Genomic DNA, 1,776 nt, shown 5'->3' on the forward strand with positions numbered 1-1,776 from the left:
ATGGCCGCTCCTTTCTCATCTATTTTGCGCTTCTCGCAATAAAATTACTCTCCGGTGTTTCGTTTTGCAAGAACCTCCCTTATTAAGATTTTACCGGTGCTTTATTCCCGCCGATGAGACAGCAAATGCGATCGCAGTTATGTTTGGAGAAGTGTCCGCCATCTCAAACTCAAATTAGGCCTATTGACCAGCCGGTTTCGGGCGAATCATCCACTCAAGTGTCAAACAGCGTGCAATACTTCTCGCTGTTTGCACATAGACAAATGAATGGTCGCTCCCTGGCACGCCATCCAGCAGCAAAGGCCTAATTAAATTTAACATCACCGAAGTTATTGTAAATCCAGATGCGGGTAGTCAATTTTAGCGTTGCTATCAGAAACTTGTCATCTCGTTTAGGCTAGCCCTAGTGCTTTTGCGACTTGACTAAATAGTCTCGGGTGATCGCGAAGACATTAAAACTTCTCGCTCACGTTCTGCAGTCACTGGCAGAGGCAACGCACAACGCAGGTAAAGTTTGAATCGTGAGAGATTCTCCTGACATCATTGAGTGCGCGTCGATAACCTGCTCAAATTAATAGCAATTTGTAGACAAGACTGCACCACTAGGCTTTCGGACATTATTTATTAATATGAAATAAGAGTTATCCCCAATTTCTGTGGATAACTTTCAGCGGTTTTTTTTGAGATGAAGCATTAGCCAACTCAGCTTCAATGCCCGTTGTTTTTGATAGCCTTCGATCCCTTAATGTAACAATTGTTACGAATCTGAGATGACACCAACGATGATTGCACCTGCTGAATAATAGTTGTTGTCTTTTTGATTTTATGTTTGATAACGCACAGACTTATTTGTTCTGGCATGGCAAGATTTCATTTAACGCAGGGTGGCGCTTGGGGCGTTTGTGTGAACTGGCTCAACCAAGATAAATAGCCAATCAACATTGCCCCAGCAACTATGGGCGATAAAGCCCATATTGGTTCATATTGAACCGGTGCAAGTTCACTTTTAAAAACGAGTTTGAGGAAGATTTTGCGTATGAGTAGCCACGACCGGCCAGAAGATAACTACCTGCTTGCAACACTGCCAACTGCAGATTTTGAACGCGTGCTTCCAAACCTTGAACTGGTGACCCTTGAGCTTGGGCAAGTGATATCAAACCCCGGACAGCCGATTTCACATGCCTATTTCCCTACAAAGGCAATTATTTCGATGATGTACGTCATGGAAAACGGCGACTCTGCAGAGATTGCCGTGGTTGGACGCGATGGCGTTGTGGGTATCTCACTCTTTTTGGGGGGCGGTATAACCTCAAGTGTCACAATAGTTCAGAACGCTGGTCAAGCCTATCGTCTGTCATCGCACCATTTGGCATTGGAGTTTGACCGTCACTCAGCCATGATGCGCACCCTGTTGCGCTTTACCCAAGCCATGGTTACCCAAATGACTCAAGTCGCTGTTTGTAATCTGCATCACCGCTTGGAGCACAAGCTCTGTCGCTGGCTTCTTTGCCGAGTCGACCTCGTTCCAGCCGACGTATTGACGATAACGCACGAACTTATCGGGCACATGCTTGGCGTACGTCGCGAGGGAGTAACCGGTGAGGCAAGCAAACTGCAGGCCGCTGGGATAATCCGATACAGCCGCGGCCTCGTACAGGTGGTTGACCGTGCGGGTTTGGAGAAGTTAGTATGTGAGTGTTTTGGGGTCGTGAAGAAGGAATATGAGAGGCTCTTGCCACGCATTACTCATGACATGCATGAGCCGAAGCATCCACT

General features: G+C 46.7%; 1 protein-coding gene. It reads left to right on the forward strand.

All coding sequences use genetic code 11. The features are described from left to right. Positions 1-1,036 precede the first annotated feature (1,036 nt). The coding region (locus tag QN395_RS21265) for a Crp/Fnr family transcriptional regulator (RefSeq protein WP_323493032.1) at positions 1,037-1,776 on the forward strand (740 nt) is incomplete at its 3' end.

This window comes from Undibacterium sp. RTI2.2 (assembly GCF_035018705.1).
Taxonomy (GTDB): domain Bacteria; phylum Pseudomonadota; class Gammaproteobacteria; order Burkholderiales; family Burkholderiaceae_D; genus Undibacterium.